Origin of the sequence: Actinomadura sp. NPDC048032 (assembly GCF_040653175.1) — a bacterium.
Taxonomy (GTDB): domain Bacteria; phylum Actinomycetota; class Actinomycetes; order Streptosporangiales; family Streptosporangiaceae; genus Spirillospora; species Spirillospora verrucosospora.
In genome coordinates this window covers 1-24,476 of sequence record NZ_JBEZJP010000084.1, presented here as the reverse complement: position 1 = coordinate 24,476, position 24,476 = coordinate 1, and the positions used below count along the sequence as shown (strand labels likewise).

The window sequence follows — 24,476 nt, the reverse complement described above, 5'->3', positions numbered from 1 at the left end:
GGCAGTGCACTTGGTCATGTTGAACGTGTGCTCGGACGCGTAGTCGGAGAGCGCACCGTAGACAGCGGGCCACCAGTCCTGGGGGAGCTGGGGCAGGTTCATCAGGTCGCCGAGACGCTCGATCGGCTCCGGCACCGGCACTTTCTGCGTGCCGCCCTCGGGCGGCTGGTGCCGGTTTCCGTCCCACAGCAGGTGCTGGGACATGGTCAGGCCCGGTAGGTTCAGGCTCCACAATGCCCTGGAGAAGCCGCCGAGACCGAACCAGTTCGGACCGATCGCTGCGGCGCCCAGTTCATCGCGCACTTGCTGTGCCAGCGCCGCGAGGTTGAGCGGTTCGGCGGCGCCGTTGTACTCACGCGACACGATCGATCTGAAAGACTCGTAGGCACCGGAACTATGGGCGGCGACGGTTCCTGGAGGTCCGGTGCCGTCGCTTTCCGGCGTGATCTCTCCGCCCGGGTCGTCGTCGAGGTCGATGGATTCGCCTTGGACGAGCGCGAGCATCTGATGACCGTTGAGTACCTGGTCGGCGATCGAGGTGTACGCCTCGGCCGCGTCCAGCGGCGACATGATGAGCGTACGCCGGTCCGCCCGGCGCAGCCGTTGGAGCAGCGGCGTCATGTCGGAGTCGCCCGAGGCGATGATGAACTCCTCGCACACCGGCTCCGTCGACAGCGCGTCGATCGCGTCGACGACCACCCTGATGTCCGCTCCGTTCTTCGTCGCGTTGTATCGCGGGCAGTCGACAATCTCGAACCCGGCCCGCACGAACGCGCCCCGGTAGCGGGAGAAGTACTTGCGCTCCGTACCCATCGGCACGTAACCGCTGGGATTCAGGTAGCACCGCAGCACGAGCCATCGCCGCCGCGCGCCGGTCTCCGAGATCTCCGATAGCCGCCGCAGCCACGCTCCGGGGTCCGTCGCGAACCGCTCGGCCGCCAGCGGATCCAACTCGCACAGGCCGCTGAAGACATTGTCAAAGTCCAAATACAGTGCAGTCCGCATATGGTGCATGGCAGTAATCTAGCGCCATCGCATCTCCTGAGGCCAGATGGCTGATCCTGATTGCATGGGTGTAGTGAGCCTTTTTCGTGCGCTCCTCCCGGACGCAGGCTCCACGCGTTGATGGACAAGGTCCACTGGGATTACCCGGCTCCAGAATGAATTCGCTGCTGAACTCGGGAAGGCCGCTATCGTTCGTTGCCCGCTCGCCGGGTTCTGAATCCCAAACCAGGGGCCGAAGACGAAGGGTGGCCGTTGTCGGTTTCGGCTGTTCGGGGCCGGTGGTGCTGGCCGCTTTAAAGATCGTGTTGGCGGCTGGTGTCCATACCCGGCCGTGCCCCTAGCAGGAGGCCCTTGCTCGTGCTTTGCTAATCGCATTCGACCGTTACGGCATTGCGGTCGACCCCAGGGGGATGCGCACGTGACGCGCGGCGGGGCGTGCGGCAAGGAGGGACAATGCCTCTTACGTCGAAACTCTTCCGCGACGACGTGGCGCTGCAGAAATGCCTGGTGTCGGACGCCGACGTGACCGCTCCTGGCGAGATCGAGGGGATGCAATACGGCCAGACGACGGCGCGGACCGTACTGGCCTTCAACACGCGGACGGCGCATCGCGGGCGACATACTGCGCGTGGCGGGAAACCCAACTCGTACAGGCCAGACTCCGGAGTGGCGATCCTGGAGTCAAGGCGCGCAAAGCGCGGAATGGCGTTCAGGCCACACATGGCCTCACGTCGGGCGCTCCACGGTCCGGGCGCACGATAAAGGCGTGCGAAGGAAGTCAGCCTTGCTGGTCGTGCTGTGTCATCCCTCGGATGTGTCGGGTTGCGGTGGCGCAGATGGTCTGCGCTCGGGTGGGCTGCGTCAGCCGGGCTGCCATGTGAATCGACGCCATGGTGCGGCGGCCTGGGTGAACGGTGCGTCACAGGCAGTGATCGATGGGTGGGTTGGGGGGCATTTCGAGGGGTAGGCAGAGCGTGATCAGCCGCGCCCTGGATCGTGGGGTGACGCGGTACACCTGATCTCGCTCGGCTGGCCAGCGTCCACCGGGCGGCGCATTCGGCGGCGGCTCGTCGGTGCCGCCGTCGTCGGATCAGGGTGGCGGACCTGCTGACCGGCGCGCCGGCCAGGCAGGCGAAGGACATCGCCTGCTGCTGGTGGTGCGGGGCATAGGCAGAGGAAGGTCCATGGAACTGACGGCCACGACGACCATTCGCAAACCCGTACCGGAGGTCTACGCGTTCTGGCGCGATCTGGAGAACCTGCCGACGTTCATGGCACATCTCGCGGAGGTGCGCGGCACCGGTGACCGCAGGAGCCATTGGGTCGCCAGCGCCCCGTTCGGCGAGGACGTCGAGTGGGACGCGGAGATCACCGACGAGGCTCCCGGCGAAAAGATCGGGTGGCGGTCGACGGGCGACGCCGACGTGCCCAACTCCGGCACGGTCCGGTTCATGCCGGCCCCGGACGGTGCGAGCACCGAGGTGCATGTCGGCTTGGTGTACGACATCCCGGGCGGCGCGGTCGGCAAGACGGTCGCCAAGTACTTCGGCGAAGAACCGCACCAGCAGCTCGACGACGACCTGCGCCGGCTCAAGCAGGTGCTGGAGACCGGCGAGGTGGTCCGGTCCGACGGCGCTCCGTGGGGCAAGCGGGCCCGCAAGGAGTTCCCGCAGCGTCCAGCGCAACCGCTCTCGGAATCCGAGCTCGCGAAGGGGGCGGACGAATGAGAGCGAACACCTGGGCGGGCCGCAACAAGGTCGAGGTCCGCGACGTGCCGGACCCGACGATCCTGAACAGGCGCGATGCCATCGTGCGGATCACCTCTACCGCGATCTGCGGCTCGGACCTGCACCTGGTCGACGGGTATGTGCCCACGATGCAGGACGGCGACGTCATGGGCCACGAGTTCATGGGCGAGGTGGTCGAAGTCGGCGCGGGCGTCGATCCGGATCGGCTGCGCGCCGGAGACCGGGTCGTGGTGCCGTTCCCGATCGCCTGCGGCGCGTGCGCCGCCTGCGCCGCCGAGCTGTACTCCTGCTGCGAGAACTCCAACCCCAATGCCGGGGTCGCGGAGAAGATGTTCGGTCACCCGGTCGCCGGAATCTTCGGATACTCGCATCTGACCGGCGGCTTCGCGGGGGGACAGGCGCAGTACGCGCGGGTGCCGTTCGCCGATGTCGGTCCGCTGAAGATCGAATCCGACCTGACCGACGAGCAGGTGCTGTTCCTCTCCGACATCCTGCCCACCGGCTACATGGGCGCCGAGATGTGCGACATCCAGCCCAGTGACGTGGTGGCGGTGTGGGGCGCCGGCCCGGTCGGCCAGTTCGCCATGGACAGCGCCCGGGCGCTCGGAGCCGCGAAGGTCATCGCCATCGACAAGGAGCCCTACCGGCTGCGGATGGCCGAACGGGCGGGCCACACGCCGGTGAACTTCGAGGAGGTCGACGTACGGTCCCGGCTGCTCGAACTGACCGGTGGCCGGGGACCGGACAAGTGCATCGACGCGGTCGGCCTGGAGGCCTCCCACGGCAGCGCGCACATCGCCGCCTACGACCGGGTCAAGCAGGCCGTACGGTCGGAGACCGAGCGCCCGCACGCGCTGCGCCAAGCGATCCTGTCGTGCCGCAGCGGCGGCGTGGTCTCGGTGATCGGCGTCTACGGGGGCCTGCTGGACAAGTTCCCCGCCGGCGCGTGGATGAACCGGTCGCTGACCCTGCGTACCGGTCAGTGCCACGTACAGCGCTACATGAAGCCGCTGCTGCGGCGCATCGAGCGCGGAGAGTTCGATCCGACCCGGATCATCACCCACACGCTGCCGCTCGACGAGGCGGAACGCGGCTTCGAACTCTTCAAGAACAAGCAGGACGACTGCGAAAAGGTCGTCCTCAAACCCTGACGGCCCTCCCCGGTCGGCCGCCGCGGCGAGCGCGGTGGCCGGCTGCGGGTCTGTCCGGCGGCGCCGGTCTGCGGTGCCGCGTGCGGACGGGTGCTGCTGTGAAGGCGGGAGCTACCCGTCCTTCTCGTCCCGCCGGCCGCCGGGGTCGGGATGGTAGCCGTAGGCGGCGGCCCGGACCGTGTCCTCGTCCTCCAGCCCGGAGCCGATCGCGCCGCCGACGGTGGCCATCGAGCTGATGATCCAGGCCAGCATCAGGTAGTCGGTGGAATCGACCGGCCGCTGCAGGGTCTGCTCCAGCACCGGTGCGTCGATCAGCAGCGCCGCGGCGAGAATCGTTCCGGCGAACAACACCAGATAGGACACCGCGGTGGCCAGGGTGAGGGTGAGGATCGTGCCCACGTTGAACAGCCGGGCCAGCTCGGCCGGTGTCTCGCGGTCCGGTTTCTCCCACAGGTCGTGCGCGATGATCAGCCAGGCCACCAGTGCGGTCAGCCCGAGAATCATGATCGCGGTGAGGCGGAGTGGGCCCAGCGCATCGCCCATCTCCCAGATGGTGCTGGTGGTGAGCGCGAACGCGGCCGTGCCGAAGACACCGACCAGCAGCTTGGACAGGCCCAGCAGGGCGCGCCCCGGGCGGTTCGCCCGGACCATTCCGGTCACCAGCCGCACCCGGCCGATCAACTGTGAGGCGACGTAACCCAGTTCCCCGGCATCGGTCTCGCCGACCACCCGGTGAATGGCGCCGACCTGGCTGGCCAGCTTGCCCGATGCCTCGCCGGCCGACGGTACCCGGTCCTGGCGAGCGTCAGTGAGCAGCCGGTCCACGAGCTCCGGAACGGCGGCGCGGACCGCTCGCAGATGGCGCAGCCCCAGCGCGGGCAAGGACACCAGCGCGACTCCGCGCCGGGCGGACGTCCGCGCGACCAGCGGCACCCCGTCGGTGTGCAGCGGCAGGTCGGTCAAGCAGATCGCGACGTCCCATCGGGCGTCGGCGCGCCGGCGGGCGAGATCGTCCAGTAGGGCCTCAGCGCCGCCGTCGCGGCGGGGGGCCACTTCACCCCAGCCTTCCCGGACGATCCACCGCACGTCCGCATCCACCCGTTCGCCGAGCAGGCCGGCCAGCTCGGCGGTGAGTCGCGCCACCACCTTGGCCGGATAGTCCGGCGGGGTCGCCACGAGCCCGACGACGATCTCCGGCCGTTGCTGATCACTGGCGGCCATGGACGCTCCCCACCGGTAGCCGTATGAAATTCCACGTCTGGCTACCCGCGGTCGCGCGACACATGTGTCGGGTGCCGGATCCGCTCCGAGGGGAAGCAATCTGCTGATCGGCTATCCAGAGCCGAAGGCGAAGGCCGTGACGGACGCACGTTCGTGGTCGACGAACGTGCGTCCGACGTGCAGCGGCGGTGGCCTACTGGGCTTTGGCGAACTCCTGCACGATGCGCTCGCAGAAGTCCGGCAAGTCGTCGGGCGACCGGCTCGTGGTGATGTTGCCGTCGGTGACGACCGGCTCGTCGACCACCTCGGCCCCGGCGTTGCGCAGGTCGGTGCGCACGCTCGGCCACGAGGTCAGCCGACGGCCCCGCGCGACGTCGGCCTCGACGAAGTTCCACGGGCCGTGGCAGATCGAAGCGACCGGCTTGCCCGACCGGACGAAGTCCCGGACGAACCGCACTGCGGCGGGTTCCATCCGCAGTTTGTCCGGGTTCACCGTTCCGCCCGGCAGGAGCAGCGCCTCGTAGTCGTCGACCGACACATCGCCGACCAGCTGGTCTACCGGGAAGGTTCCGGCGTCTTCGAGGTCGTGGTCGCGCGCCTGGATCTCGCCGCTGGTGATGGAGACCACGACGGTGCGGGCGCCGGCGTCGTCCAGCGCTTGCCGCGGCCGCTCCAGCTCGACTCGCTCCACCCCGTCGGCCGCGAGGATGGCGATCCGGCGTCCGTTCAGCTCTCCAGCCATGTCAGGCACCCGCCCCCGCCATCTCCGGGTGCAGGACGACCTTCGTCCAGCCGTCGTCTCGCTTGTCGAAGTGCTCGTAGGCCTCCGGCGCGCGGTCGAGGGGCAGTTCGTGGCTGACGATGAAGGACGGTTCGGCCTTGCCCGCGGCGATCAGGTCGCGCAGTTGCCGGTTGTACCTCTTGACCGGGGCCTGGCCGGTGCCGATGTGCTGGCCCTTGAACCAGAACATGCCGTAGTCGAAGGCGAGTTTGCCCTGTCTGGCCAGCTCGTCGGCGGCCCCGGGGTCCTGGGGCACGAAGACGCCGACGTTGCCGATGTTCCCGGTGAAGCGCACCGAGGCGACCAGCCGGTTCATCGTCAGGTTGGCCTGCTCCTGCCCGTCGGGCTCGTGCGCCTGGTAGCCGACGCACTCGCAGCCGTTGTCCGCGCCCAGGCCCATCGTCTCGTCCAGAACGGCCTGCACCGGGTCGACCTTCGAGTCGTCGATGGCGATCGCGCCGATCGACTCGGCCAGTCGCAGCCGGTCGGGGTGCCGGTCGACGACCATCACCTTGCTCGCCCCTCGGATGGTCGCCGAGAGGGCGGCCATCAGCCCGACCGGACCCGCGCCGTAGACGACCGTCTGGTCGCCGGGTCGCACGCCGGCCATCTCGGTGGCGTGGTAGCCGGTGGGGAAGATGTCGGCGAGCATCACGTAGTCGGTCTGGCGCTGCTCGGCGTCCTCGCCCAGCCGCAGGCAGTTGAAGTCACCCCAGGGCACGCGCAACAGCTCAGCCTGCCCGCCGCTGTAGGGGCCCATGTCGGCGAAGCCGTACGCGGCGCCGGCCATTTTCGGCTCAGGCTGAGCGGTCAGGCAGTAGTTCGTGAGCTGACGCTCGCAGTTCTTGCAATGTCCGCACGCGATGTTGAAAGGCAGGACGACCCAGTCGCCCACCCGGACCTTGTCGACCCCGTCACCTATTTCCACCACCCGGCCCAGGTTCTCGTGTCCGAACGAGCGGCCGGTCTCGAAGTCCGTCCGGCCCTCGTACATGTGCAGGTCCGAGCCGCAGATATTCGCCGACGTGATCCGCACCAGTACGTCGGTGGGCCGCTCGATCCGCGCGTCCGGCACATCCTTGACGCTGACCTGTCGCGGTCCCTCGTACACCACTGCCTTCATGATCTCCCCCTTGTCGTAGATGTCTCCGCCGGAGAAGGAACCGGGCGAAGTCCGCCGCCCCGGAGGCCGGCGCGCCCGGTCCGTCACACCGGATTCTCGTAGCGGACGTTCAGTTCGCCGTTCGCGACGGTGATGTGGATGGTCGCGCCGTCCCGGACATCCCCCGCGATGAGCGCGCGGCCGAGCCGGGTCTCGACCTCGCGGGCGATGAAGCGGCGGAGCGGGCGGGCGCCGTACACCGGGTCGAAGCCCTGCTCGGCGATCAGCCGCCGGGCGTCCTCGTCGATCGCCAGGCGCATCTGCCGGTCGGCCAGCCGGGCGCGGAGGTCGTTGAACATCAGGTCGACGACCTGCTCGATCTGCGGCAGCGTGAGCGGCTTGAATAGGACGATGTCGTCGACCCGGTTGAGGAACTCCGGACGGAAGTGGCGGCGCAACTCGCCCATCACCCGGTCGCGGGCGCCCGGCTCGATGTCACCCTCGGAGGTGACGCCCTGCAGCAGATGCTCCGACCCGATGTTGGACGTCATGATGATGACGGTGTTGCGGAAGTCGACGGTGCGGCCCTGCGCGTCGGTGAGGCGGCCGTCGTCGAGCACCTGGAGCAGCGTGTTGAAGACGTCGCCGTGCGCCTTCTCGATCTCGTCGAACAGCACGACGGAGTAGGGCTTGCGCCGGACGGCCTCGGTGAGCTGGCCGCCCTCCTCGAACCCCACGTAGCCGGGGGGTGCGCCGACCAGCCGGCTGACGGTGTGGCGCTCCTGGTATTCGCTCATGTCGATGCGGACCATGTTCTCCTCGGTGTCGAACAGGGCCGCGGCGAGGGTGCGGGCCAGTTCGGTCTTGCCGACGCCGGTGGGGCCGAGGAAGACGAACGAGCCGATGGGGCGGCGCGGGTCCTTGATGCCGGAGCGGGCGCGGATGATGGCGTCGGACACCAGCTGGACGGCCTCTTCCTGTCCGACCACGCGCTCGTGCAGAACCTTGTCGAGCTTGAGCAGCTTGTCCCGCTCGCCCTCCTGCAGGCGGCTCACCGGGATGCCCGTCCAGCGCGACACGATCGCCGCGATCTCCTCCTCGGTCACGACCTCGCGCAGCAGCCGCCCGCCGTCCTGCTTGCCGGCCAACCGCTCCTCCTCAGCGCGCAGCCGCCGCTCCAGGTCGGGCAGCCTGCCGTGCCGCAGCTCGGCTGCACGGTTGAGGTCGTAGTCGCGCTCGGCGCGAGCGGCCTCCTGCCGAAGCTGTTCGATCTCCTGGCGCAGCGCCTGCACCTTGCGGAGCGCCTGGCGCTCGGCCTCCCACTGGGCGCGCATGGAGTCGGCCTCGGCGCGCAGCCCGGTCAGTTCCTTCCGTAGTTTCTCCAGGCGGTCCTTGCTCGCCGCGTCCTCCTCCTTGGACAGTGCGGCCTCCTCGATCTCCAGCCGCATGACGCGGCGGGTGAGCTCGTCCAGCGGCGCCGGCAGGGAGTCGATCTCGGTGCGCAGCATGGCGCATGCCTCGTCGACCAGGTCGATGGCCTTGTCCGGCAGGAACCGGTCGGAGATGTAGCGGTGGCTGAGCGTCACGGCGGCGACGAGGGCGGCGTCCTGGATCTTCACACCGTGGAAGACCTCAAGGCGTTCCCGCAGGCCGCGCAGGATGGAGACGGTGTCCTCCACGGTGGGCTCGTCGACCAGGACGGGCTGGAAGCGCCGCTCCAGGGCCGCGTCCTTCTCGATGTGCTTGCGGTACTCCTCCACGGTCGTGGCGCCGATCATGTGAAGTTCGCCGCGGGCGAGCATGGGCTTGAGCATGTTGCCGGCGTCCATGGCCCCTTCGGTGGCGCCCGCGCCGACGACGTTGTGCAGCTCGTCGACGAACAGCAGGATCTGGCCCTCGGCGGCCTTGACCTCGTTGAGCACGGCGGTGAGGCGTTCCTCGAACTCGCCCCGGTACTTGGCGCCGGCGACGAGCGAGCCCATGTCCAGATTGAAGATCGTCTTGTCGCGGAGGCCCTCGGGGACGTCGCCGTTGGTGATGCGCAGGGCGAGCCCTTCGACGATGGCGGTCTTGCCGACGCCGGGGTCGCCGATCAGCACGGGGTTGTTCTTGGACTTGCGGGACAGGATCTGGACGACACGGCGGATCTCGGTGTCCCGGCCGATGACGGGGTCGAGTTTGCCTGCCGCGGCATCGGCCACCAGGTCACGGCCGTACTTCTCCAGCGCCTCGTAGGCGACCTCGGGCATCGCGGACGTCACCCTCTGGTTCCCGCGGATCCGGGTGAGGGCCTCCAGGAAGGAGTCCCTGGTGATGCCCTGACGGCCCAGCAGCCGTCCCGCCGCCGTCGCCGAGCCCTCCTCCAGCAGTGCCATGACGAGGTGTTCCACGGAGACGTAGTCGTCCTTCAGCCGTTCGGCCTCCTGCTGGGCGGTGTCGAGGAGGCGGGAGAGCCTCTGGGTCACCAGGACCTTGCCGGGCTCGGTGCCGGGACCGCTCACGCTGGGGCGGTGTCCCAGCTCAGCCTCCAGCGCCTCGCGCAACCGCGCCGGATCGGCCTTCGCCTCGGTGAGCAGTCGCGGGACCAGTCCGTCGGGCTGGTCGAGCAGGGCGAGCAGGAGGTGCTCGCCGTCCACTTCGACATGGCCGAAGCGCAAGGCCTTGGTCTGGGCGTCGTGCAAGGCCTCCTGGGATTTCTGGGTCAGGCGGTTGGGGTCCACGTTCGGCCTCCGGTGTGGTGGTGGATGCGCAGTTCCCGCTCGAGCTCGGCGACGCGGTCGAGCAGTTCGACCACGAGTCCCAGCGCGGCGTAGTTGAGGCAGAGCCCCGTCCGCAGGCGTTCGAGGCGTGCGTACGCGGCGACTTGCCCGGGCGGGAACCAGAGCCGGCCGGAGCGGTCGCGTTCGGGATCGAGCAGCCCGAGACGCACCAGCCGGCGTGCCAGCTCGGGATGGATTCCAGCGGCCTCGGCGAAGGCGTCGAGGTCCATCCGCCGGGAACGGGTCGGGATGATGGCGTAGACCGTGCCGGGCAGCAGCTGGACCATCACGATCTCCTCGGGTCGAACGGTGACGCCGAGGCGAGCTCTTCGAGCAGCCGGCGTTCCGTGTCGGATGGCTCGGGCGGCACCACGATCCGGACTTCGGCGAACAGGTCGCCCGGGGTGCCGCGGGGGTTGGGCAGCCCGCGGCCGCGCAGCCGGAGCCGCCGCCCACTGGACGTGCCGGGGGGCACCTTCACCTTGGCCTCGCCGCCGGGCGTCTGCAGTGCCACGGTCGTGCCGAGGGCGGCCTCCCACGGAGCGAGCGGCAGGTCGGTGTATATGTCGCGACCTTCGACGCGGTAGCGGGGATGCGGGGCGATCCGCACCACCAGGAAGAGGTCGCCGGCGGTGTCGCCGCTCCCGCCCTGCCCGGCCAGCCGGATGCGCTGGCCGTCGGTCACACCGGCGGGAACGGTGACGTCGAGGGTCTGCCGGCCCCCTGGACGTTCGAGGGTGATGGTGCGTCTGGTCCCTCGGTATGCCTCCTCGACGCTGACCTCGATCTCGGCCTCCTGGTCTGCGCCCTGCGACGGGGACCAGGCCGACCAGCCGCCGCCGCCACGCCCGCGGCCACCGAAGATCCCACCGAACAGATCCTCCAGGTCGATGTCCTCGCCGAACCCGCCGGTGCGGCCGCCGCCCGTGGTGGCGTAGGGCCCGGCGCGTCCGGCGCGTCCGGCGCCGGCGGCGGCACCCGCACGAGAGCGTGCCCACATGTCCGGGTCGACGTCCTCGGGAACCCGCCGGAAGTCGGGCCCGAAGGCGTCATAGCGGCGGCGCTGCTCGGGGTCGGACAGGATGGCGTAGGCCTCGGAGACGTCCTTGAACCTCTCCTCGGCTCCGGGGTCCTTGTTGATGTCGGGGTGGTGGGCCCGGGCGAGCTTGCGGTAGACCCGCTGGATCTCGTCCTGGTCGGCGTCCCGGGAGATCCCGAGCACCTCGTACGGATCTTGGACGGCCATCAGTCACCGGCCTTGCCCGACACCGACACCAGCGCCGGACGCAGCTGGTTCTCGTCGTCGCCGTAGCCCGGCTGGTGCACCTCGACCACCGTGCCGGGCGGAACATCGGGGTCGGTGCGCACGGCGACCGCCGAGTGCCGGGCCGGATCGAACGGGACCCCCAGGTCATCGTGACGCGGATAACCGAGGTCGCGCAGGGTCGCCACGGCCCGGTCCCGGACGCTGCGAATGCCCTCGACGACGCTCGCCGGGTCGGACTCGGCGTGCTGGAGTGCGCGTTCGAGGTCGTCGAGAACCGGCAGCCACGCCGCGGTGGCCTCCGCCCGCTGGGCACGGCGCTGCGTCTCCAGTTCGCGTGCCATGCGCTTGCGGAGGTTGTCGAGGTCGGCGAGCGCGCGCCGCCACAGGTCCTCGAGTTCCTCGACCCGTGCCCTGAGCCGTTCGACCTCGCCGGGATCCCGGCCGGCCGGCTCGGCGGCGCTCTCCTGCTCGGACCCCTGCCCGGCGCTCTCTGGCCGCTCGACTGACCGGTCGCGGTCGGCCGGCTGTCCGGTCTGCTCAGTCCGTCGTGAATTCGGCGTCGATGACATCGTCATCCGAGCCTTCCGTCGTCGCTCCGGCGGGACGCTCGCCCGCGCCCGCTCCGGTGGTCGTTCCCAAGCCGTGCAGGATCTGCTGGAGTTCGGAGGTGAGCGTGCGCAGCCGGTCCAGCGGCGCCTCCTCCTTGATGGCCTGCCGGGCGTCCTCGATCAGCGCCTCGGCCCGCGACTTCTCATGCACGGGCACCGTGTCACCGAGTTCACCGAGCCGGTGTTCGACCTGGTAGACGGCCGAGTCCAGCTCGTTGCGCGCGTCGACCTGCGCGCGCAGCCGGGCGTCCTCCTGCCGGTTCTGCTCCGCATCGGCGATCATGCGCTCGACCTCGCTCTCGTCGAGGTTCGAGCTCTGGCTGATGGTGATGTGCTGCTCGGCGCCGGTGTCCTGGTCGCGCGCGGAGACGTTGAGGATGCCGTTGGCGTCGATGTCGAACGTCACTTCGATCTGCGGTTCGCCGCGCGGCGCGGGACGGATGTTCTCCAGCCGGAAGCGACCGAGCACCCGGTTGTCGGCGGCCCGTTCCCGTTCACCCTGCAGGACCACGATGTCGACCGCGTTCTGGTTGTCCTCGGCGGTGCTGAACGTCTCGGTGCGGCGGGCGGGGATGGTCGTGTTGCGCTCGATGATCTTGGTCATCACCCCGCCCATGGTCTCCACGCCGAGCGACAGGGGCGTGACGTCGAGCAGCAGGACGTCCTTGACCTCGCCCTTGAGGACGCCGGCCTGGATCGCGGCGCCCAGTGCCACGACCTCGTCGGGGTTGACCGACATGTTGGGGTCCTGGCCGCCGGTCAGCCTGCGGACGAGGCTCTGCACGGCGGGGATTCGGGTGGACCCGCCGACCATGATGACCTCGTCGATGTCGTCGGCGGTGACCTTGGCGTCGCTCATCGCCCGTTCCACCGGGCCGACGCAGCGCTCGATCAGGTCCGCTGTGATCTGCTCGAACGCGGAGCGCATCAGCGAGGTGTTGAGGTGTTTCGGGCCGCTGGCGTCGGCCGTGATGAACGGAAGGCTGATCTGCGTCTGGGTCACCGTGGACAGTTCGACCTTGGCCTTCTCGGCGGCCTCGAACAGCCGCTGCAGGGCCTGGGGGTCCGCTCGGAGGTCGATCCCGTTCTCGCGCTGGAACTCGTCGGCGAGGTGGTCGACGATCCGGCGGTCGAAGTCGTCGCCGCCGAGGTGGCCGTCACCGGAGGTGGCGCGGACCTCCACCACGTCGTCGCCGATGTTCAGCAGGCTGACGTCGAACGTACCGCCGCCCAGGTCGAACACCAGCACGGTCTCGTTGGCCTTCTTGTCGAGGCCGTAGGCCAGTGCCGCCGCCGTGGGCTCGTTGATGATGCGCAGGACTTCCAGCCCGGCGATCTTCCCCGCGTCGCTCGTCGCCTGCCGCTGGGCGTCGTTGAAGTAGGCGGGCACGGTGATGACCGCCTCGGTGACCTTCTCACCGAGCGACTTGCCGGCGTCGTCCGCCAGCTTGCGCAGCACCAGCGCCGAGATCTCCTCCGGCGCGTACTGCTTGCCGCGCACTTCGAAGCGTGCCGTCCCGTCGGACCCTTCGACCACGTCGAACGAGACCGCGTCCTTCTCGGTCTCGATCTCGTCGTAGCGCCGTCCGATGAAGCGCTTCGCCGAGGTGATGGTGCCCTTCGGGTTCATGATCGCCTGACGCCGGGCCAACTGCCCGACCAGCCTCTCTCCCTGTTCGGTGAAGGCCACCACGGACGGGGTCGTCCGCGCCCCTTCCGCGTTGGGGAGGACCCTGGGCTCACCGCCTTCCGTCGCCGCGATGACCGAGTTGGTGGTGCCGAGGTCTATGCCGACTGCTCTACCCATCAGGTTCCCTCCGATGGTCCTCACCGCGCTCTCCGGCGAGATGGCGTACGTCGTTGCCGGAGACGGCGATGCCTTCATCCCCACGCTGCGGCATCAGGGGGCCCGGCACATCCACTGACCGTGTAGGTCTGAGTTCGGCGCCCACTACGGGGCGCGTTGGTGAACCCGTCGCGGGGGATGGGCGGCAGGGCAGGCGGCGCGCGGGTCGGACCATCGGCCCGGCGTGGCCGGGCAGCCTGTTCGCGGGCGAGCCAGGCCTACAAGATCTGACGATGTGACGGCCCCCCGGGGCGGGGATGCTGCAAGCAGTTCTCCTTCTCCTCCGTCAGGAGATGACAGGGAGGCGGGATCATGGCCGTGATGGGAATCAGCAGGTTCGAGCGCTTCTTCAGGTCTGCCTCCGGGGTGGACGTCGACAAGAACGATCTGCGGCGCTACCACGAGTTCCTTGACGCCAAGCTGTACGACCTGCTCCTCATCGGGCAGGCCAGGGCGAAGGCGAACGGGCGCGACATCATCGAGCCGTTCGACCTCCCGATCACGAAGGGCCTGCAGGAGTGCATCCACCGGTTCCGCCGGCTGGACGAGGAGATCGAGGTCGAGCCGATCCTGGAGTTGCTGGCGAGGCGGCCGCCGCTGGACATCGCGGTCCGCGATGTCACCGATGAGAAGCTTCCCGAAATCGCGGGCGGCCTTTCCTACGCGCTGTCGCAGGCCTTCCGGATCGTGTTCCCGGACCGGCGCAACCCGCAGACCACGCAGTGGGAGCGTGTCCAGCGCCTGTTTGACCTGCTCTTGTGAGCGGGACCGCCGCTTTGACTGGTTCGTGATAGATGTGATCTGCGCAGGGTTATGCCTTAGCGTAAGTTTTATTTAATTTGCCCGCAAATGAGACAGTCGTGCGTCGGCGGTCGCGTAATCCCCGCAATCACGGGCACGTTGCCCGCATGGAGGGCAGACCGCCGACGCGGGGCGCGACGTTCGGTCGCCAACGGGAACAAGCGAGCATCGACGAGCTGCTGACGCGCGTCGACGGCCCGAGGGTCATGCTCGTCGAGGGGGAGCCGGGCATCGGGCGGACCCGCCTGCTCAAGGAGGCCGCGCGGATCGCCGCCGACGAGGGTTTCTCGGTGGTGGACCCGGATACGGCCCCCGAACTGCGCCGGCCTGCGGACCTGGAGTCGTTGCTGTCGGTACTAGACGAGCCTGGCCCGCCTTCGCCGTCGGCAGGCGGACAGGACCGTTCGGCCGAGCGGCTGCGGGTCGCACTGGAACGGCGGGCCCGTTCCACCTCGCTGCTGGTCGTGCTGGACGATCTCGATTGGGCCGATCCCGAGACGCTCCTCGCGCTGCGAACGCTGCCGAGCCGGCTCGCATCGTCTCCCGTGTGGTGGATTCTCGCACGCCGCACCGGTTCCGGCGGTGCCGAGCCCGATCGGCTGTTCTCCCGGTTGAAGGCGCGCGGCGCCGTCCTGTTCCAGCTCCGTCCTCTGCCGGATGAGGCCGTCTTCGAGCTGGTCACCGCCACTCTGGGCGCGTGCCCTGATGCCGACCTTCGCGTGCTCGCGGACAAGGCCGGCGGCAATCCGCTGCTGCTTCTCGAGCTGATGAACGGACTGCTCGACGAGGGCTGTGTGGTGACCGCCCGGGGCCACGCTCACCTCAGTGCCTCGCGGTTGCCGGAGCGGGCCCGTCTCGTCGTCCAGGGCCGCCTGGAAGATCTGGATCCGGCGGCCCGGCGGCTTCTCGAGGTGGCCGCGCTGCTGGGGCCCGCGTTCCACCCCCTGGTCGCCGCAGACCTGCTCGGCATCACCCCCTCCGAACTACTGCCGTCACTGGAGGCGATACTGGCGACCGAGTTGCTGGCAGCGCATGAGGACGCTCTGGTGTTCCGGCACGACCTGGTGCGCGAATCGCTGATCACGGATATCCCCGGTCCCGTCCGGCAGGCTCTGCATGTGCAGATCGGCAGGACCCTGCTGGAGCACGGCGGGAGGGTGAAGGCCGCGGCGGCCCACCTCATGGCGGGGGCGGTCTCAGGCGTCCCGGAGGTCCTCCAGAGCCTGGACCGGGCGAGCGCGCAGATGGTCGACACCGACCCGGCGGTCGCCGCCGAGCTGACCCAACGGGCGCTCGAGCTCACCGAGCCCGCCGATCCGCTGTGGTTCGCGCGCACGATGACGGCGATGCGGACGCTGGTCACCGCCGGTGACCTGAGGGGGGCCGCGGAGTTCGCGGAGGCCGCGCTCGACCAATGCGCCTCCGGCCCGTCGACCGCCGAACTGCTGACCGCGCTGTCCTTCGTCCTGGTGCCGATGGGGCAGGCCGCCAAGGCGTCGGACACGGCTAAGGCCGTGCTGGACATGCCTGATCTGACCGACGAGGTGCGCGACCGCGCCGAACTCGCTCTCCTGCAGGCCGAGGTCGGGCTCCAGGAGGGCGGAAGCGCGCTGGAACGGGCCAGAGAGATCCTCAAGGCGGTCGACGTGCCTGGCCGTGGCCTGATGACCGGGGCGCTCATCGTCCTGGCCGTGAACGACTGGGACAAGGGCGATCTGGTCGGCGCGCTCGACCTCACGCGAACCGGTGTGCGGCAGGTGTCCAACGACGGCGTGCATGAATGCCGGCTTCACCCAGGTCTGATACTGGCCTCGTTCCTGGTGGACGTCAGGCTCATGGACGAGGCGCGGCGGACGATGGTGCTGGAGACCGGCGGAGCCGAGGGGATCGGACGGGACGGCTGGGCGGCCGGATCGGCGATCGTGCGATCTCGCATCGACCTCGCTGAGGGGCGTCCAGAGGAGGCGATCCGCGGGGCGAGGGCGGCTCTGGAAGCCGCCGACGCGGTCGGGGCGCGCCTGCTGGGCGCCTGCGCCAGGTCCACGCTGTCCATCGCGGCGCTGCGCTCCGGCGATCTCGAGACGGCCGCCGAGCACAGCCTCGGAGGCAAGGACGCGGGCGGCCCGGCGTCCCCTCCCTTCGACCTGACCCGAAGCGAGTTGATCCGGGCTCAGGTGACCGAGGCGCGTGAGGGGCCGCGAGCCGCCCTGCCCGGTGTGAGCCGACTCCTCGACGGCCTGGCGACGCACAACAGGGTGCTGATCTGCGATCCGACCGCGGCGGCCTGGCTGGTCCGGACGGCGGTCGCGGTGGGTGAGCCCGGGCATGCCGAGAAGGCCGTTGCCGCGGCCGACCGGCTCGCCGACATGAACCCGGGGCTGCCCAGTCTCTCCGCCGCCGCGGAGCACGCCCGCGGGCTGCTCCACGGCGATCCGGATCTCCTGCGACACGCCGGGGCGGAGCACGCCGACCACTGGTCATCCGCGTCCGCCTACGAGGACCTCGGCATGCTGCTGAGCGGACTGGGCGGCGCGCGCGGTCGTACGATCCAGTGGTTCGACGAGGCTCTCTCCCGCTACGCGGCGGCCGGTGCCGAGCGGGACGCGGCCCGCATCCGCGGGCGCCTGCGGCGGATGGGGGAACGCCGCAGGCACTGGGAACACCGCGATCGGCCCGTGACCGGCTGGGGCAGCCTCACCGGGACCGAGCAGCGGATCTCCGGGCTCGTCTCCCAAGGGCTCACCAACCAGCGCATCGCCGATCAGCTGTTCGTCAGCGTCCACACCGTCGCGTTCCACCTGCGGCAGGTCTTCCGCAAACTCGACATCCGCTCGCGCGTCGAACTGGCGCGGCAGGTCCTCGAACACTCCGACGACCCTCCCGACGCGCATACCAAGAAGGGCTCCGACGGCCCGGAGGCCGAGTAGCCCGCCGTCCACAGACGCCCTGGACCGGAAACGCCACGGACCGGCAGGGGCAGCCGGGTGGCAGCTTGCCGGAGCGCCGACGGCATTGATCGTCCGCAGATCAGTGCCTCTTAGGCATTTCCCTACCTGCGTGTTCGGCTGGCCGTGCCCTGAGAGGGAAGGCCGCGATCATGGGCCCGGAATCCGTGTTCATCGTCGTCCTGGCCACCGCGGCCGTGGTCCTGCTCTCCCGGGCCCTGTCGGCGCGCATAGGGATGCCCGAAGCGATCCTGCTCGTCGTGCTCGGCGCGGCGATCGCGTTCCTGCCCGGCATGCCCGAGATCGAACTGCCGCCGGAAGTGGTGCTGCTCGGCTTCCTGCCCCCGCTGGTCTACTACGCGGCGTTCTTCAGTGCCCCGCGCGAGGCGAAGGCGGAGGCCGTGCCGATCACGACACTCGCGATCGGCCTGACAACGGTGACCACCTTCGCCGTCGCCGCCGTCCTGCGGTGGGTTCTGCCCGACCTGGGCTGGGCGGCGGCCCTGGCCCTCGGGGCCGCCGTCGCCCCCACCGACCCCGTCGCCGCAATCTCGATCATGAAGCGGCTGAACGCGCCGGTTCGGATCGTGACCATCATCGAAGGGGAGAACCTCATCAACGACGCCGTCGCGCTCACCGCCTTCGTGCTGGCCGTCGAGGCGCTGACAACGCCCTTCAGCGTCGGCCACGGCATAGCGCGGCTGGCCGGAGTTGTCGCCGGCGGCGTGGCGTACGGCCTGGCAGTGGGGTTCGTCGCGTCCCGCCTGCGCCGCCGGATCCGCGATCCCGGCAGCCAGATCGTCGTGTCCCTGCTGACGCCGTACCTCGCGTTCGTCCCGGCCGACGAGCTCGGCTTCTCCGGGGTGCTCGCCACCGTCTGCGCGGGCTTCTACCTCGGCACGCGCGGAGAGGGCGTGCTCCAACCGGCGTCCCGGCTGCCCGGTCACCTGTTCTGGCAGGTCCTGGTCTTCCTCCTGGAGTCGGCACTGTTCGTCTTGCTCGGCCTTGAGATACGCGTCATCGTGCGCCAGTTGACCGGCGCGGCATGGCCGTCGGCGATTCTCGGCGCGGCAGCGGTCGCGGCTGTCATCGTGGCCCTGCGGCTGGCCTGGACGCAGTTCGTCTTCCCGCTCTCCCGGTACCTGCCCGGCCGGCACATCGCCTTCGATCATCTGCCCTGGCGCGGCAGGCTCGCCATCGGCTGGAGCGGCATGCGAGGCGCGATCTCACTGGCGATCGTGCTGTCCCTGCCGGTCTCCGCGCCGGGCCTGCCGCCGGAACGGCGCGGCGAGCGGCTCTTCGTGACCGGCGCCGTCGTGTTCATCACCCTGATCGGATGTGCGACCACGATGCCCGGCCTGCTGAGACGGCTGGGCCTGGCCGAGTCCGACCGCGTCCGGATCGAGTACCGGGAGGCGAAGATGGCCGTGGTGGAAGCGGCCCTGGCCCGGCTCGACGAACTCATCGAGAACGGCGAGGTCGATGGTCGCACCGGCAGGACCTTCCGCCAGCTGTACGAGGACCTCCTGGAACAGATCGGCACTGAGTTCGGCGAGGACCTCGACGAGGAGGTGACCGACTCCCTGAGCCTCCGCCGCGAGCTGGTGCGGACACAGCGAGAGAAGCTGCGCCGGCTCTACTCCAAGGGCAAGATCAGCGTCGAGGGCCTGCGGGCCGTGGACCGATGGCTCGATCTAGAGGACCCCGACATCCGGGAAGTCGGCTGACCGGGGGCGCTGCCCACACCTGTCAACTCTGAGGATGTGCCGGACCGGACGGACGGGCAACGCTTCTTCTAGAGAACGTGCACGACCGGGAACCGACCATCACGGGGGAGGTCAAGGAGCGGGAGAGCCGCGGACTGCGGCATCGCAGGCAGCGGCGCACCGGCCGGTCGAGTACCGGGTGTTCCCGCCCGGCGACATCGACGCCGACCGGGGCGACGCGAACCTCGCCGACGGCGTGCTGACCGTGACGGTTCCCGAGTCCACGACCGAGAAGGACCGCCACGTCGAGGTCAGGGACTGACCCTTCCAGGGCGCTTCGACCACATCCGCTGGAGGAGCCGGTGATCGTCCGTTGTGAGCACTGCGGAAAGAAGAACCGTGTGCCGGCGGCCGCTGACGGCGGTCCGGTCTGCGGGAACTGCCACCGGCCGCTCCCATGGATCGCAGAAGCCGGAGACGAGGACTTCGCCGAGGTCGCCGAGCGCTCCTCGGTGCCGGTCATCGTCGACCTGTGGGCGACCTGGTGCGCGCCATGCCGGACGGTCAGCCCGGTACTGGAGCACCTCGCCCGCGAACTGGCCGGACGGCTGAAGCTCGTGAAGATCGACATCGACCGGGCGCCGAAGATACAGGAGCGCTTCGCCGTTCGTGCCGTCCCCACGCTGCTGCTGATGCGTGACGGGAAGGTGATCGACCAGCGAGCGGGCGCCATGCCCGCTGGGCCGCTCCGGACGTGGGTGGAGGGAACCCTTGGAAGAGACACCTGATCTGAACGGCGCCTACCCCCGGCTCGACCGCGAGCAGATCGGGCTGGTCGCTGCATACGGCGAACAACGCCCGACCCACCGCGGCGATGTCCTCTTCTCGGAAGGGGACCGGGACTACGCCTTCTTCCTGGTCCTGGCCGGGACGGTGGAGATATTGGACAAGGGCGAAGTCATTCGCGTGCACGGTCCGGGACGCTTCCTCGGCGAACTGGGCCTGCTGACGGGTCAGCCCACGTTCCTCACGGCCCGCGTCGCCGAGCCGGGCGAGGTGATCGCGATGCCGCCCGGGCGGCTGCGCGAGCTGGCCGCCCAGGAACCCTGGTTCGGCGATCTCGTCCTGCGGGCGTTCCTCATCCGCCGGTCGCTGCTCATCGCGCAGGGCGCCGGGCTGCGGATCATCGGCTCGCGGTTCTCCGCTCGCTGCCGTCGACTGCGCGACTTCGTCGTGCGCAACCGACTGCCCCATCGATGGATCGACGTCGAGGACGACGAGGACGCGGAGACGCTGCTCAGGGGGCTCAGCATCCCGGTGTCGGAGACACCCGTCGTGATCCTGGACGGGAAGCGGGTGCTGCGCAATCCGGGGGACGACGAACTCCCCCGGCTTCTCGGGCTGCCGCCACCGGCACCGGCCTCCTCGGCACACGATCTCCTCATCATCGGCGCGGGTCCGGCCGGGTTGGCCGCGGCCGTGTACGGCTCCTCAGAGGGGCTGGACACGATGGTCGTCGACGCCATCGCCACCGGAGGGCAGGCCGGGACGTCATCCAAGATCGAGAACTACCTCGGTTTCCCCGCCGGCATCTCGGGCGCGGATCTGGCCGATCGGGCGGTCATCCAGGCCGGGAGATTCGGGGCGAAGCTCCAGGTGCCCGGCGAGGCCACGGGGCTCCGGGTACGCAGCGACCGGTACACGGTCGACCTCGGCGGAGGCGGTGAGCTCTCCGGCCGGACGGTCGTCATCGCGACCGGCGCCCGCTATCGCCGGCTGGACGTCCCGCACCTGGAAGACTTCGACGGCGCCGGGGTGTACTACGCGGCGACCCAGGTTGAGGCGCTGCAATGCCGGCACATGCCGGTGGCCATCGTCGGCGGCGGCAACTCGGCCGGCCAGGCGGCCGTGTTCCTGGCTCGGCACGCCACCCGTGTCCTGCTCTTCGTCCGGGGTGCGGAGCTCGGCGAGAACATGTCGCGCTACCTCGTCGATCGGATCGAGCACTGTCCCGAAATAGAGGTGTTCCTCCACACAGAGATCCGTGAAGTGCACGGACAGGATTTTCTGGAGGAGGCAGTCGCGGTGAACAACCGGACCAGTGAAGCCCGCCGATTCGAGATTCGGGCGTTGTTCGTCTTCATCGGAGCCGCGCCCTGTGTCGACTGGTTGGCGGACACGGTCGAACTCGACGACAAGGGATACGTGCGCACCGGCGGACCTCAAGCCCTGCCGTTGGAGACCAGCCTGCCCGGCGTGTTGGCCGTCGGTGACGTGCGAAGCGGTTCGATCAAGCGTGTCGCTTCGGCGGTGGGGGAGGGGGCGATGGCCGTCCGCATGGCATTCGTGCGCCTGAACCGATAAACGGCTGTGGGGCGTGAGATGAGCAGTGACCAGCGAATACGCGCAGCCGTCACGCCGGCGCGCGTGGGCCTGAGGCGGCTGCGGACGCAGCCCACGGCCTTCGAGATCGCTCGCCTAGCCGTGACAGCGGTTCTCGCGTTCGCGTTCGCGTCGTGGTTGCCCGACACCAGTCCAAGGCCCGTACTCGCCCCTCTGACCGCGATCCTCGTCCTCCAGATCACGCTGTTCCAGACCATTCGCCATGTCTGGCAGCGCGTCGTCAGCGTCGTGGTCGGTGTGATAGTCGCGGCGCTGCTGTCGAGCCTGGTGGGATTCAGTTGGTGGAGCCTGGGCCTGACCATCACCGCCGCGCTGATCTGCGGAGTCTTGATGCGGCTCGGCAACTATGTCCTCGAGGTGCCGATCAGCGCGATGCTCATCCTGTCTCTCGGAACCGGCGCCGCGGCCACGGGACGGATCGTGGAGACCCTCGTCGGCGCTCTCACCGGCCTGATCGCCGGACTCCTGACCTCACCCGTCAGGATCCAGGCAGCGGAGGAGGCTTTGGAGGGTCTGAGCGACATCATGGCCCACCACCTCCATGACATCGCCGACGCAGTGGAAAAGGGCACCGAGCCGCGCACGTACGGCGAGTTGCTCGCCCAGGCCCGCTCCCTCAGCCGGGACGTCCAACGCGTGGACGGCGAACTCGCACAAGCCGAGGAGAGCATCCGACTCAATCCGCAGGGGGTCGGAATGTTGCGGGCAATGGTGGCGCTACGGGAGACCCTGGCCGCCTTGGAACACTGCGGGATCACCATCCGCGGCCTGGCTCGCTGTCTCGCCGACCACGCCAACGAGTCCGAGTCAGAGCGAGAGGACCCTCTGTCCCAGAGCGACGCTCGCAGCCGCCTGGCCACGGCGCTAGGACATCTGGCCTCGGCGCTGAGCACCTACGGGCGAATGCGCCGCCAGCAGTTCACCACAGGAACGACCGACCTCGAGGACCCGCTCGCCTATCACCTGACCGCCGCGCACGAAGAGCGCGTGAGACTGGGCGAGTTGTTGTGGGCCGACAGCCCCGATTGGCCGCTCCATGGTGAGGTCCTCGTCCATCTCGACCGCTTGAGAAACGAACTGAAGTCCGAGCGGCGGATGCTGCCTAAAGGACGCCCAAACCGCCGACTCGGCATCCCCAAGCCTTCGCCGCCCGCCACGCTCAGCCCGATCCGGCGGCGAACAGACCTACGCCGAACACGCTCCTGACCACCTCGCCGTCGACAAGGCCCGAGCGCCTTCAACCCGGAACGTCGTTCAGTCCACTGAGGGCCCCAATGCCTCGGCGCCGTCCGGGCCTGGATCAGGCAGATGAAGAAGAACGGTGTCTCCGCCGCCACCATCCGCTACGACAAGGGCGTCCTCAGCGCCACCTTCCCCACCGCCTGAACGTCCTCGGGTCGAGCAAGTCGGTAGGTGACGGTGCCCTGCACGCCGGGCACTGCCGCATCGTTCCCAGTCTTCTTCATGAACTGGCTACGCCGTCGTTTTCGCTGCTGAACACGATGGTCATAGCCGACGTGGTATCCCGGCAGCCGTCTTGCCGATGACCCCTCACCATCCCATCTTCGCCAGCGTTGGGCCTCTCCTGTCGCGCACCGCCAGTCGGCTACCGGCCAGGATGAGTTGACGCCGGAGGGGCGCCAGGCGTTCTACGACGACGCGGCCCGTGCCGCGGCCTTCGCCACCGCCCAGATCCGGCGGCACCTTGTCACCAACCTGCATTCCGCGCAGGACGCCTGCTGGGCGGCCTCCGATGCCCTCCACGTCGCAGCCCGAGTCACCGGCCACCGTCACCTCCACCGCGCCGCCGATGCCTGCTCGACACCATTGCTCAGCTGCGCAGCCTCCAGGAGCGTCACGTCCAGGCCGACGCTGCTCGAAGAGCCGCCGTCCATACGCTAGAAGCACGACCAGCGGGCGGCGCACCCTCACCTTCGCTGGCCGACCCGAACGCGCAAGCGCGCCTGGCCATGGCCGCCTTCCCGAACGCGTGGGCTGTCGATGTCCGTGATCGAATGGCTCTTCGTCGCGCGGCCTGCCAGCACTCCCACCACCGCAGCCACCCCAAACAAACCCAGGCACTGCACCGCTACCTGCGCTGGCGCAGCGCCAACGCTCGCTATCCCGACGTACTTGCCGCCCAACGAAAGGAACGCGCCCGCATCCGCAGCGAGAAGGTCATCCGCTGGGGCAGACGCTCACTCAACGGCGCAGCCTGAGCGACCGCGAACCGCAGCCCCGGAGCGCCGAAAGGGACAAGTTCACGAGGAGGACAGCGACAGAAGGACGACTCAGGAGGCGGACGGCTCGATCTCCCCCGCAAAGACGATGACCTGGTCGATGAGGCTCCGCCGCAGATGGACGACATCGGTTCCCGCCAGGCGGGGGCCTCCGTCCGGCGTGGTGAAGACCCACTGGTACCGGGCCCACTCGTCAGGCATGTCCACCGCTGAGCAGCGCGCCATCGTGCCGGTCCCCGCCGGGTGGCGCCGGATGTCCAGCAGGAACCGCTCGACCGCCGCGATTCCTTCGCTGCGGCCCAACGGCCCCCAGAAGACCACGTCTGTGGTCAGGGCCTGGGAGAGCAGGGCAGTCACATAGCTGTCGGCCGAGGCGTTGAACGCCGCGATGAACGTGTCGATCGCGGAGCGCGCCGTCTCTTCCTGCATGCCCCAGTAATACCAGGCGTTGCGCGTGCGCTCGTCCCGCGAGCCGCCTTCCGATCACGGTGGACCATCCCGGTCACAGCACCAGATACGCCGCTCAGGCTGGTGGCGGACGTGGCTAACAAACGATCAAGAGGCCGGGTTCGCGAGAGCCCTCTCCCTCCTTGCCTCCTTCGCCGTCATGTGCGGAGAAAGGCGTGGATTCTGATGGCGAGAATCGCTGTACGCCTCTGACGGGCGACGAGGAAAGGGCGGAAGCGCTGCTTTCAGGTACGGGTGAGGAGGACGTTCCGGACCTGCGAGCGGACGAGAGCGCGGTCGAAGACGCGGACGTCGTCGATTCCGCCTCGCCAGTGGTCGATGGGGCGGCCTTGTTCGAGGGCCCGGCCGATTTCCAGCGGACCCGTCGCGCGCACCAACGCGCTGGACGAGGCCCTCGCGCTGCCGACCGACTTCTCGGCCCGGAT

At 69.3% G+C, this 24,476-nt stretch carries 20 protein-coding genes and 1 pseudogene; 10 read left to right on the top strand and 11 right to left on the bottom strand.

Annotated elements, in window-relative coordinates:
- Nucleotides 1–1,005, bottom strand: a 1,005-nt coding sequence (locus tag AB0C69_RS14425) for an NYN domain-containing protein (RefSeq protein ID WP_360353558.1), incomplete at its 3' end; no start/stop codon positions are given.
- Nucleotides 1,006–2,189: 1,184 nt separating this feature from the next.
- On the opposite strand from AB0C69_RS14425, the gene AB0C69_RS14420 reads away from it, so the two are divergent.
- Both AB0C69_RS14420 and AB0C69_RS14415 read left to right on the top strand, forming a co-directional pair.
- Nucleotides 2,190–2,732 carry an SRPBCC family protein gene (locus AB0C69_RS14420; RefSeq protein WP_360353556.1) on the top strand — a complete coding sequence of 181 codons (543 nt, stop codon included), beginning with the start codon at nucleotides 2,190–2,192 and terminating at the stop codon, nucleotides 2,730–2,732.
- On the top strand, nucleotides 2,729–3,904 hold the full coding sequence (locus tag AB0C69_RS14415; protein WP_360353554.1) for a zinc-dependent alcohol dehydrogenase: 1,176 nt from the start codon (nucleotides 2,729–2,731) through the stop codon (nucleotides 3,902–3,904). The genes AB0C69_RS14420 and AB0C69_RS14415 overlap by 4 nt, the downstream gene beginning before the upstream one ends.
- Nucleotides 3,905–4,015: 111 nt before the next feature.
- On the opposite strand, the gene AB0C69_RS14410 is transcribed toward AB0C69_RS14415, so the two are convergent.
- The 8 genes from AB0C69_RS14410 to dnaK all read right to left on the bottom strand — a co-directional run bounded on the left by AB0C69_RS14410 (nucleotide 4,016) and on the right by dnaK (nucleotide 13,449).
- Nucleotides 4,016–5,125, bottom strand: a complete 1,110-nt coding sequence (locus tag AB0C69_RS14410) for a hypothetical protein (RefSeq protein WP_360353552.1) — start codon at nucleotides 5,123–5,125, stop codon at nucleotides 4,016–4,018.
- 193 nt (nucleotides 5,126–5,318) lie between these two features.
- Nucleotides 5,319–5,867 (bottom strand): type 1 glutamine amidotransferase domain-containing protein, encoded by a 549-nt coding sequence (locus tag AB0C69_RS14405; RefSeq protein ID WP_360353550.1) that lies wholly within the window; start codon nucleotides 5,865–5,867, stop codon nucleotides 5,319–5,321.
- A 1-nt stretch (nucleotide 5,868) separates the two neighbouring features.
- Entirely contained in the window at nucleotides 5,869–7,029 is a 1,161-nt protein-coding gene (locus tag AB0C69_RS14400) for a glutathione-independent formaldehyde dehydrogenase (RefSeq protein WP_360353548.1), read from the bottom strand.
- 83 nt (nucleotides 7,030–7,112) lie between these two features.
- On the bottom strand, nucleotides 7,113–9,728 hold the full coding sequence (clpB, locus tag AB0C69_RS14395) for an ATP-dependent chaperone ClpB (RefSeq protein ID WP_360353546.1): 2,616 nt from the start codon (nucleotides 9,726–9,728) through the stop codon (nucleotides 7,113–7,115).
- Nucleotides 9,710–10,054, bottom strand: coding sequence for a chaperone modulator CbpM (locus AB0C69_RS14390; protein WP_360353544.1), 345 nt, complete (start codon nucleotides 10,052–10,054; stop codon nucleotides 9,710–9,712). The genes clpB and AB0C69_RS14390 overlap by 19 nt, the downstream gene beginning before the upstream one ends.
- The gene (locus AB0C69_RS14385) at nucleotides 10,054–11,013 is read right to left on the bottom strand and encodes a DnaJ C-terminal domain-containing protein (RefSeq protein WP_360353542.1); all 960 of its coding nucleotides are present in this window, start codon (nucleotides 11,011–11,013) and stop codon (nucleotides 10,054–10,056) included. The genes AB0C69_RS14390 and AB0C69_RS14385 overlap by 1 nt, the downstream gene beginning before the upstream one ends.
- Nucleotides 11,013–11,609: a nucleotide exchange factor GrpE gene (locus tag AB0C69_RS14380; protein ID WP_360353540.1), complete on the bottom strand. Its 597-nt coding sequence runs from the start codon at nucleotides 11,607–11,609 to the stop codon at nucleotides 11,013–11,015. The genes AB0C69_RS14385 and AB0C69_RS14380 overlap by 1 nt, the downstream gene beginning before the upstream one ends.
- Entirely contained in the window at nucleotides 11,572–13,449 is a 1,878-nt protein-coding gene (gene dnaK, locus AB0C69_RS14375; protein ID WP_345172322.1) for a molecular chaperone DnaK, read from the bottom strand. Before dnaK ends, AB0C69_RS14380 begins: the two co-directional genes overlap by 38 nt.
- 351 nt (nucleotides 13,450–13,800) lie before the next feature.
- Between dnaK and AB0C69_RS14370 the strand changes: the two genes are divergently transcribed.
- The 8 genes and pseudogenes from AB0C69_RS14370 to AB0C69_RS14335 all read left to right on the top strand — a co-directional run.
- Nucleotides 13,801–14,250, top strand: a complete 450-nt coding sequence (locus tag AB0C69_RS14370) for a DUF1931 family protein (protein WP_353831293.1) — start codon at nucleotides 13,801–13,803, stop codon at nucleotides 14,248–14,250.
- A 146-nt stretch (nucleotides 14,251–14,396) separates the two neighbouring features.
- Nucleotides 14,397–17,216 (top strand): AAA family ATPase, encoded by a 2,820-nt coding sequence (locus tag AB0C69_RS14365; RefSeq protein ID WP_360353537.1) that lies wholly within the window; start codon nucleotides 14,397–14,399, stop codon nucleotides 17,214–17,216.
- 170 nt (nucleotides 17,217–17,386) lie between these two features.
- Nucleotides 17,387–18,961, top strand: coding sequence for a Na+/H+ antiporter (locus AB0C69_RS14360; RefSeq protein ID WP_360353534.1), 1,575 nt, complete (start codon nucleotides 17,387–17,389; stop codon nucleotides 18,959–18,961).
- Between the two features lie 178 nt (nucleotides 18,962–19,139).
- Entirely contained in the window at nucleotides 19,140–19,262 is a 123-nt protein-coding gene (locus AB0C69_RS14355) for an Hsp20/alpha crystallin family protein (protein ID WP_360353532.1), read from the top strand.
- A gap of 79 nt (nucleotides 19,263–19,341) precedes the next feature.
- Complete coding sequence (trxA, locus tag AB0C69_RS14350; RefSeq protein ID WP_360353530.1) at nucleotides 19,342–19,728, top strand: thioredoxin; 387 nt, start codon at nucleotides 19,342–19,344, stop codon at nucleotides 19,726–19,728.
- Nucleotides 19,712–21,304, top strand: coding sequence for an FAD-dependent oxidoreductase (locus tag AB0C69_RS14345; RefSeq protein WP_360353528.1), 1,593 nt, complete (start codon nucleotides 19,712–19,714; stop codon nucleotides 21,302–21,304). The genes trxA and AB0C69_RS14345 overlap by 17 nt, the downstream gene beginning before the upstream one ends.
- An 18-nt stretch (nucleotides 21,305–21,322) precedes the next feature.
- Nucleotides 21,323–22,549, top strand: a complete 1,227-nt coding sequence (locus tag AB0C69_RS14340; protein ID WP_360353526.1) for an FUSC family protein — start codon at nucleotides 21,323–21,325, stop codon at nucleotides 22,547–22,549.
- A gap of 836 nt (nucleotides 22,550–23,385) precedes the next feature.
- A pseudogene (locus AB0C69_RS14335) lies at nucleotides 23,386–23,562 on the top strand (IS630 family transposase); the annotation flags it as partial.
- A 72-nt stretch (nucleotides 23,563–23,634) separates the two neighbouring features.
- On the opposite strand, the gene AB0C69_RS14330 reads toward AB0C69_RS14335, so the two are convergent.
- Together AB0C69_RS14330 and AB0C69_RS14325 are read right to left on the bottom strand one after the other, a co-directional pair.
- Nucleotides 23,635–24,012: a nuclear transport factor 2 family protein gene (locus AB0C69_RS14330; protein ID WP_360353524.1), complete on the bottom strand. Its 378-nt coding sequence runs from the start codon at nucleotides 24,010–24,012 to the stop codon at nucleotides 23,635–23,637.
- 263 nt (nucleotides 24,013–24,275) lie between these two features.
- Nucleotides 24,276–24,476 (bottom strand): LamG-like jellyroll fold domain-containing protein (locus AB0C69_RS14325; RefSeq protein ID WP_360353522.1); only part of this gene is annotated, 201 nt, incomplete at its 5' end.

Bases quoted from the DNA above. Each gene is read 5' to 3' on its own strand.
- AB0C69_RS14420 (WP_360353556.1), top strand. From the start codon at position 2,190: ATGGAACTGACGGCCACGACGACCATTCGCAAACCCGTACCGGAGGTC.
- AB0C69_RS14415 (WP_360353554.1), top strand. From the start codon at position 2,729: ATGAGAGCGAACACCTGGGCGGGCCGCAACAAGGTCGAGGTCCGCGAC.
- AB0C69_RS14410 (WP_360353552.1), bottom strand. From the start codon at position 5,125: ATGGCCGCCAGTGATCAGCAACGGCCGGAGATCGTCGTCGGGCTCGTG.
- AB0C69_RS14405 (WP_360353550.1), bottom strand. From the start codon at position 5,867: ATGGCTGGAGAGCTGAACGGACGCCGGATCGCCATCCTCGCGGCCGAC.
- AB0C69_RS14400 (WP_360353548.1), bottom strand. From the start codon at position 7,029: ATGAAGGCAGTGGTGTACGAGGGACCGCGACAGGTCAGCGTCAAGGAT.
- AB0C69_RS14390 (WP_360353544.1), bottom strand. From the start codon at position 10,054: ATGGTCCAGCTGCTGCCCGGCACGGTCTACGCCATCATCCCGACCCGT.
- AB0C69_RS14385 (WP_360353542.1), bottom strand. From the start codon at position 11,013: ATGGCCGTCCAAGATCCGTACGAGGTGCTCGGGATCTCCCGGGACGCC.
- AB0C69_RS14380 (WP_360353540.1), bottom strand. From the start codon at position 11,609: ATGACGATGTCATCGACGCCGAATTCACGACGGACTGAGCAGACCGGA.
- dnaK (WP_345172322.1), bottom strand. From the start codon at position 13,449: ATGGGTAGAGCAGTCGGCATAGACCTCGGCACCACCAACTCGGTCATC.
- AB0C69_RS14370 (WP_353831293.1), top strand. From the start codon at position 13,801: ATGGCCGTGATGGGAATCAGCAGGTTCGAGCGCTTCTTCAGGTCTGCC.
- AB0C69_RS14365 (WP_360353537.1), top strand. From the start codon at position 14,397: ATGGAGGGCAGACCGCCGACGCGGGGCGCGACGTTCGGTCGCCAACGG.
- AB0C69_RS14360 (WP_360353534.1), top strand. From the start codon at position 17,387: ATGGGCCCGGAATCCGTGTTCATCGTCGTCCTGGCCACCGCGGCCGTG.
- AB0C69_RS14340 (WP_360353526.1), top strand. From the start codon at position 21,323: ATGAGCAGTGACCAGCGAATACGCGCAGCCGTCACGCCGGCGCGCGTG.
- AB0C69_RS14330 (WP_360353524.1), bottom strand. From the start codon at position 24,012: ATGCAGGAAGAGACGGCGCGCTCCGCGATCGACACGTTCATCGCGGCG.